At 39.3% G+C, this 7,497-nt stretch carries 7 protein-coding genes; 4 read left to right on the top strand and 3 right to left on the bottom strand.

What is annotated here, in order from left to right; genetic code table 11:
• Positions 1 to 167 precede the first annotated feature (167 nt).
• Positions 168 to 737, bottom strand: a complete 570-nt coding sequence (locus tag FTT92_RS15555) for a peptidylprolyl isomerase (protein ID WP_180024952.1) — start codon at positions 735 to 737, stop codon at positions 168 to 170.
• A gap of 101 nt (positions 738 to 838) precedes the next feature.
• On the opposite strand from FTT92_RS15555, the gene FTT92_RS15550 reads away from it, so the two are divergent.
• A complete protein-coding gene (locus tag FTT92_RS15550; protein ID WP_180172563.1) occupies positions 839 to 1,510 on the top strand; it encodes an acetoacetate decarboxylase family protein in 672 nt (223 codons plus the stop codon).
• A gap of 63 nt (positions 1,511 to 1,573) precedes the next feature.
• Here the strand turns inward: FTT92_RS15550 and FTT92_RS15545 are convergent, their stop codons facing one another.
• On the bottom strand, positions 1,574 to 2,644 hold the full coding sequence (locus FTT92_RS15545) for an alpha/beta hydrolase (RefSeq protein ID WP_078194436.1): 1,071 nt from the start codon (positions 2,642 to 2,644) through the stop codon (positions 1,574 to 1,576).
• 201 nt (positions 2,645 to 2,845) lie between these two features.
• On the opposite strand from FTT92_RS15545, the gene FTT92_RS15540 reads away from it, so the two are divergent.
• Positions 2,846 to 3,415: a hypothetical protein gene (locus FTT92_RS15540; RefSeq protein ID WP_078194437.1), complete on the top strand. Its 570-nt coding sequence runs from the start codon at positions 2,846 to 2,848 to the stop codon at positions 3,413 to 3,415.
• 184 nt (positions 3,416 to 3,599) lie between these two features.
• Here the strand turns inward: FTT92_RS15540 and FTT92_RS15535 are convergent, their stop codons facing one another.
• On the bottom strand, positions 3,600 to 3,827 hold the full coding sequence (locus FTT92_RS15535; RefSeq protein WP_228144800.1) for a hypothetical protein: 228 nt from the start codon (positions 3,825 to 3,827) through the stop codon (positions 3,600 to 3,602).
• A 939-nt stretch (positions 3,828 to 4,766) separates the two neighbouring features.
• On the opposite strand from FTT92_RS15535, the gene grpE reads away from it, so the two are divergent.
• The gene (gene grpE, locus FTT92_RS15530; protein ID WP_111885723.1) at positions 4,767 to 5,306 is read left to right on the top strand and encodes a nucleotide exchange factor GrpE; all 540 of its coding nucleotides are present in this window, start codon (positions 4,767 to 4,769) and stop codon (positions 5,304 to 5,306) included.
• Between the two features lie 120 nt (positions 5,307 to 5,426).
• Entirely contained in the window at positions 5,427 to 7,367 is a 1,941-nt protein-coding gene (gene dnaK, locus FTT92_RS15525; protein WP_078194438.1) for a molecular chaperone DnaK, read from the top strand.
• Positions 7,368 to 7,497 lie beyond the last annotated feature (130 nt).

Raw genomic sequence — 7,497 nt, 5'->3', positions numbered from 1 at the left:
TGCTCATTATAGGGCAATTTCTTACACGTGCAAGTGCTTTTCACTCACAAAAAACACGAGTGTTTTATTTTTATGCACCATTATGGTTCAAAAAACACACTTTATTAACATAAATACATGATATTTATTACAAATATCATGTAAAATATTTTTCCTATTTTGTGTGCTTAGTTTTTTTCAGGTGCTGCTTTAATCACCACACTCTGTATAACCACTGGGTTTACAGGAACATTCTGGTGCATTCCATAGTTCGCAGTTGGAACTTTTACGATTTTATCGACGATATCCATACCTTTAGTAACCTTACCAAAAACAGCATATCCCGCATTCATTGCACTTTTATTGAGAAAGTCATTGTCTGCAACATTAATAAAGAACTGACTGCTTGCTGAATCAGGATGATTCATCCGTGCCATTGCCAATGTGCCGCGCTTATTGCTCAAGCCATTACTAGATTCATTCTTAATAGCCGCTTTTGTTGGCTTCTCCTGCATTTTGACATCCATGCCCCCACCCTGAACCATAAATCCAGGAATCACACGATGAAAGATCGTGCCGTTATAAAATTTTTCTTTTGCATAGCTTTCAAAGTTTTTAGCTGAGATAGGTGCCTTGTCATTGAATAGTTCAATTTCAATATTGCCCTGAGAGGTTTTCATTTCGACAATAGTATTGGCAGCAAAACTGCTTAAGCTCACACAACCAAGTGCTGCTGTAAATAAAATCTGTTTTAACATTTGCTAACTCTTCTGGTTGATCTCGTACTTGTTATTGACTGTATATTAGTCTCTGATGATTAAAAAGTAATTATTCTGCCATTATTAAAACGAGAACAATGATGACGCAAATAATACCGTCGGACACTCCATTGACACATTTACCGCCTTGGCAACTGCGTGGCGATGCTTTTATTTTGAATTATTGGATCTCTCCGAGTTTTATCCAACGAGCGCAGATGTTCCGTTTAGCGACATCAGCTTTGGGTCGTGTGGTTCAGGTGTTATTGGTCCGATACCATGATTCGCCTGTGGGTCCTTATGACGAATTGCTGATTTTAGATCACCCTTTATGGAGTAAGAAAAGGTTAAGTTCGATACCTAAGATTTATGTTTCGACAGATATCTCTGTCATTCATGGCCAAAAACTCTGGGGTATTCCTAAAGAGTTGGCAAAGTTTGAATGGCAACAACATGACAATGAAGTGGTCTGTACTATAGAAGTTGAACAACAAAAGATGCAGATCCGTTTAAAAAAATCACGTTTACAGCGTTCTTTCTATATTAATAGTCATCATATCCCAGCAGCGATGTTGCAAATCAGACAAGCGTGGGAAGGTAAGCGCTATCAATTTTCACCGAAGTTTCGCGGACGGCTCTCTAAACTGAAACAGGTAGAATGGCATAACACACAGGACATTTTTCCAAATTTTTCTGAAGCACGATTATTGCAAAGCTTTTATGTCCCAGAATTTAGCCTCGTTTTTCCTGCTGCAAAAATCCAAGATAAATAACCCAATAAATAAAAACCCAGTGTTTCACGTGAAACACTGGGTTTACTTTATATAAAGGAATGATTAGCTACGTTTATCCCAAAATTTACGGAACTTCGTACTGATCTCGATCACGTATTTTTTAGCTCGGTGCGAAACCGGGGTTAAATTGATAAAACCATGGGTTTGATCGGTATATTCTTGATAAAACACTTTCACCCCTTGCTGACGGAGTTTATGCGAATAAATTTCACCTTCGTCATGTAAAACGTCATGCCCTGCTGTCACGATATACGCGGGTGCGATACCTGCCAATTTTCCATAGGTTGGTGAAATTAATGGATCATCTAAGGCCACTGCATGTTGTTCCGCATATAAAGCAGTTACGACATCAATATCTTTTTCAGTCAGAACCAAACCATCTTTATAAGCATAGAAAGATGGGTGGCGACTTTTGAAATCCACCACAGGATAAATTAATAGCTGAGCTTGCGGGGCAAAAACTTTCTGAGCACTGCGCTGCGCAACTGCGGTAGCAATATTGCCGCCTGCACTATCCCCTGCCACCGCAATTCGATTTTTTAGAATTTTAAACTGACGACTATTTTGATAAGTCCAAGCCAAGGCATCTTCACAACTTTGCATTAATTGAGCTGGGCTGGCTTCTGGTGTTAAAGGATAATCAATACTTAAAACTTGTGCTTTGGCATGCACGGCCAATAAACGACAAACTTCATCATGCGTGTCTAGACCACCCACCACAAAACCACCACCATGATAAAACACGATCATCGGTAATTTTTTATTAGGAGCAGGATGATAATGACGCGCAAACAGCGTTGCACTTTGTAAAGGTAGACGTATATCTTGCACTTGTTTCACAAAGGTCGGCTTGGTCTTGATCGACTCCATCTGTAAATCAAATAATTTACGAGACTTCACATAGTCTTCGGTTACAAAGCCTGACTTACCTTGCTTTAGTTGAGCCGCCATCATGCATTTCACCAGCGGATCTAATTCTGGAAAAATAAACGGATAATCGAGACGTTTTGCGAGGCTTTCTTTGGCAAAGTTAGGAAGACGATCAAGTAACCGAGCAGCCGTACCTTGGCCTTTATCTTTCATATTTTTAAGTGATTCATTCAATGCAAACATGCTCTATCCTTCGAATTATGCTCTTCATACTTTCTACATGATCTAGGTCAAATGTGACCATATTCACATATAAGTCTCAACATCGACATACATAGTACAGACCTAGTTAAGCTAATCTTCTTTTATAGAGTTGTCATTGACAATTTACCCAAGTTTTATGGGTTGATTATGCTAACCCATTCTCGATAAAGGATACTCACCATGGCTAAAAAGATCATCCTTCTGTCTTTTGCGACTGCTTTTTTGGCTGTAGGCTGCGTAGCATTCCCTGAAGATGGTTACTACGATGGACGTTATGATCAACGTTATGACCGCCGTTATGATCATAATGATCGACGCTATGACAATCGTTATGATCGCCGTTACGACAGTCGTTATGAACAAGACCGCCGTACATGGGAACGTCAGCAACAACAACGTAATCGTTTAGAGCTCGAACGTAGAAAGCAGCAACTTGACCAGCGTAACTGGGAACAAAATCGTAAAAATCAACAAGAGTGGGATCGTCGTAAAAACGAACTCGAACGTCAACGTCTAGAACAACAGCGTAAATACTCTGAAGCTGAACGTCGTAAACGTGCTGAACAAGATCGTCAAAAAGTCAGCAAAGAGCGTCAGCGCTTAGAAGAACAGCGCCGTAAAGCCAGTCAAGATCGTAGAAAACAAATTGAGCAAGAGCGCAAAAAAAATATTCAAGATTTAAGAAAGGCATCAGATCAACAACGTAAAGCGGCTGAAGAACGTCGTCGCGCATGGGAAAATCGCCGTTAATTGATGTTTTTTTCAGATCGGTTAGAAGTAAAAAGCTCATCTACAGGATGGGCTTTTTTTTGCTCGCTAAAAATAGAAAAGGTCGTAAAAACAGCTATAGAAAAGAAAATAGACAGAAGAGGCATCCTATCTTCTGTCTATTCTTGACTGCCTGTTGTTACAGGTCAGAGAGCATTAAACAATCTTATTGCTGAACTGTAGGTTGCGGTGCAGGCGCAGATTGAACTTCAGCACCTTGAGCTGATGGATCTGCTTGAACCACAGCACCCGATTGCTCTGTTGTTACAGATGCTTCAGTTGCAGACGTTACTTGTGCAGTTTCTGGAGATTCTACAGTTTCTTGAGAAGTACAACCTACCGCAGCTAAACCAAAACCTAAAACTGCGACAGCGAATAAACCAATTTTTTTCATCTTCATTATTTCCTTCATTGAATCATTAAAAGCAAAGCTCAACTTTGCCCGAGTCATAATGGAAAATAATTCTGTGAAGTTCCCACCTTCTGAGTTGTACTTTGTACGAGGCACGGTACAGCTTATGAAATGTTTTATTAATCAGGCAGTTTTCATTCATTTTGAGGCTTTACATCATTTATTTAACTCAAGTGCTTTGTTTTTTATTAATAAAATAAATATAAATGGTTTTAAATAAAGCGTGATCTCAGCTTTTGAATACAACAAAGTCCAACAAAACTTGCAGCTCAGTTACTTAAGTGGCTGTTTTTATAAATTTCATGCAAAAAAAAAGCCTGCTTATGAGAGAAGCAGGCCATGAAAAACACATTTGAAATAAATTAAGAAACTACAGCGATAGAATCTGAAACAAAGAATACTGTGCTGATCATTTTTTGTGAAATATTTAATAAAACTGATACTAAGAGTTTTTATGTATAAATATTAACCACTATTTTTGAGGCAAAAAAAATGCTGATTCTTGGGAAATCAGCATGGAAAAGTGTTTCTAAAATCTAGAGGTAGTCACCATATCCCTCTCTCCAGTGGATATGGTCACTTCCGATATATATAAATTATGCAAATTTTCAGGCACAAAGAGAAACCGTTAAAATTTATGATGAAAATCTATAAATCCGATCAAAATATGATTATACATTCAAATCAATAATTTATATTTTCATAGAATTTAATTTTGCAGTCGATATTTTGCTGAAAAACCATTTATTTGAATAAAAAATTGCATTTAATCGCTTACTTCGCTTGAATTTTTATCCCCTGCCCCGATTTCTTTTATTAATCATGAATTCAAAACGCATGGCAGTTACGCATCGATGTCGTTTGAACGCACAGCTATAAGGACTGAACATGTTTAAGAACCCATTTAAACGGAGTAAATCAATGGCGACTGAGCAAAACCAAGACGCTCAAGATCTTCAACAAGAGCAAGCAGAACAGCAAACTCAAGCTGAAAACGAGCAAGCTGAAGTTTCAGTTGAAGATTTACAAGCACAAATCACTAATTTAGAAGAAAGCTTAAAACTTGAAAAAGCACGTACTGCAAATGCCGTATATGAAGCGCAAAAAAGTGTAGAGCGCATTCAACGCGAATCTGAAAAGCATAAAGATACTGTGCTGGAAAAATTTGCAAAACAATTGCTTGAGTCAGTTGATAACCTTGAACGCGCGATTGCTGCGGCAGGTGATGAAAAATCAGGTTTATCTGAAGGTGTAGAACTTACACTGAAATCATTGCTCAGCACTTTAGAGAAATTTGGTGTGGTTGCTGTGGATACTGCAAATGGTTTCAATGCAGATCTTCACCAAGCTGTGGGCATCGATCCAAATGCCAAATCGAATGAAATCGGAACAGTATTGCAAAAAGGCTATAGTTTAAACGGTCGCCTATTACGCCCTGCTATGGTTATGGTTGGTGCATAAAGACAAATTTTCTGAGACGAATTAAAAATTTTAACCAATATTACTTGAAAATTTTTGATTGGCTCTCATATCGGATAACAAGCGAAAACATCGTAAAAGAATTTTAGAGGAAACATCCAAATGGCGAAAATCATTGGTATTGACTTAGGTACTACAAACTCTTGCGTAGCAGTACTTGAAGGCGACAAAGTAAAAGTAATCGACAACGCTGAAGGCGCTCGTACAACCCCATCTATTATTGCGTATAAAGACGGCGAGATCCTTGTCGGTCAATCTGCTAAGCGTCAAGCAGTGACTAACCCTAAAAACACATTATTTGCAATCAAACGTTTGATCGGTCGTAAGTACCAAGACCAAGCTGTGCAAAAAGATATCGGCCTTGTACCTTACAAAATCATCAAAGCTGACAATGGCGATGCTTGGGTTGATGTAAACGACAAGAAACTTGCACCACAACAAATCTCTGCTGAAATCTTGAAAAAGATGAAAAAAACAGCTGAAGACTACCTTGGTGAAACAGTAACTGAAGCGGTAATTACTGTTCCTGCGTACTTTAACGATGCTCAACGTCAAGCGACTAAAGATGCAGGTAAAATTGCTGGTTTAGATGTTAAACGTATCATCAACGAACCAACAGCTGCTGCACTTGCGTTCGGTATGGACAAAAAAGAAGGCGACCGTAAAGTTGCGGTTTACGACTTAGGTGGTGGTACTTTCGACGTATCAATCATTGAAATCGCTGACCTTGATGGCGACCAACAAATCGAAGTGTTGTCTACAAACGGTGATACATTCCTTGGTGGTGAAGACTTCGATAATGCATTAATTGAATACTTGGTTGAAGAGTTCAAGAAAGAACAAAGCGTAAACTTGAAACAAGATCCGCTTGCACTTCAACGTTTAAAAGAAGCTGCTGAAAAAGCAAAAATCGAGCTTTCCTCTTCGAATGCAACAGAAATCAACCTTCCATACATCACAGCAGATGCGACTGGTCCTAAACACTTAGTGATCAATGTGACTCGCTCTAAACTTGAAGGTTTAGTTGCTGAATTGGTTGCTCGTACAATTGAACCATGTAAGATTGCACTTAAAGATGCAGGTCTTTCAACCTCTGACATCTCTGACGTAATCTTGGTGGGTGGTCAGTCTCGTATGCCACTTGTACAACAAAAAGTACAAGAGTTCTTCGGCCGTGAGCCACGTAAAGACGTGAACCCAGATGAAGCTGTAGCGATGGGTGCTGCGATTCAAGGTGCAGTACTTTCAGGTGATAAAACTGACGTACTTCTTCTTGACGTAACTCCGCTTACACTTGGTATTGAAACAATGGGTGGCGTGTTAACAGCGATCATTGAGAAAAACACGACGATTCCTGCGAAGAAATCTCAAGTGTTCTCAACTGCTGCAGACAACCAACCAGCTGTAGACATTTCAGTTTACCAAGGTGAACGTAAAATGGCACAGCAAAACAAATTGTTGGGTAACTTCCAATTGGGCGATATTCCACCTGCTCCACGTGGTGTACCACAAATTGAAGTATCATTTGACATCAACGCTGATGGTATCTTGAAAGTATCTGCAAAAGATAAGAGCACAGGTAAAGAGCAATCAATTCAAATTAAAGCTAACTCTGGTTTGAGCGATGCTGAAATTGAAGCGATGATCAAAGATGCTGAAGCGAATGCTGAAGAAGATCGTAAATTTGAAGAATTAGCGAAAGCACGTAACGAAGCTGATGCACTTGTTTCTTCTGCTCAAAAAGCAGTAAAAGATCTTGGTGAGCAGGTAACTGCTGATGAGAAATCTGCAATCGATGCTGCTGTAGCTGAGCTCGAAGCAGCGACTAAAGAAAACGATGTAGATGCAATCAAAGCGAAAACTGAAGCACTTCAAAACATCATTATGCCGATCACTCAACGTGCTTATGAAGCTGCACAAGGTCAAGGCGGTGCTGAAGGTTTTGATCCTAACGCTTTCCAAGGCGCTGAAGGTCAAGCTCAAAAAGCAGATGACGGCGTTGTAGATGCTGAGTTCACTGAAGTGAAAGATGACAAAAAATAATTTGTCGCTTTAACTGAGTCTTTCAAAGCTCAAAAAGACCGCGCGAAAGCGCGGTTTTTTTTTGGATGATTTTATCTGCATCAGGCAATATTCAAATAACACGCAAACGTTCAAACAGCCACATTCTTTT

The sequence above is a fragment of the Acinetobacter sp. YH12023 genome, from assembly GCF_013420135.1.
GTDB lineage: Bacteria > Pseudomonadota > Gammaproteobacteria > Pseudomonadales > Moraxellaceae > Acinetobacter > Acinetobacter amyesii.
This window is presented reverse-complemented; position numbering and strand designations above follow the sequence as displayed.

Bases quoted from the DNA above. Each gene is read 5' to 3' on its own strand.
- FTT92_RS15555 (WP_180024952.1), bottom strand. From the start codon at position 737: ATGTTAAAACAGATTTTATTTACAGCAGCACTTGGTTGTGTGAGCTTA.
- FTT92_RS15550 (WP_180172563.1), top strand. From the start codon at position 839: ATGACGCAAATAATACCGTCGGACACTCCATTGACACATTTACCGCCT.
- FTT92_RS15545 (WP_078194436.1), bottom strand. From the start codon at position 2,644: ATGTTTGCATTGAATGAATCACTTAAAAATATGAAAGATAAAGGCCAA.
- FTT92_RS15540 (WP_078194437.1), top strand. From the start codon at position 2,846: ATGGCTAAAAAGATCATCCTTCTGTCTTTTGCGACTGCTTTTTTGGCT.
- FTT92_RS15535 (WP_228144800.1), bottom strand. From the start codon at position 3,827: ATGAAAAAAATTGGTTTATTCGCTGTCGCAGTTTTAGGTTTTGGTTTA.
- grpE (WP_111885723.1), top strand. From the start codon at position 4,767: ATGGCGACTGAGCAAAACCAAGACGCTCAAGATCTTCAACAAGAGCAA.
- dnaK (WP_078194438.1), top strand. From the start codon at position 5,427: ATGGCGAAAATCATTGGTATTGACTTAGGTACTACAAACTCTTGCGTA.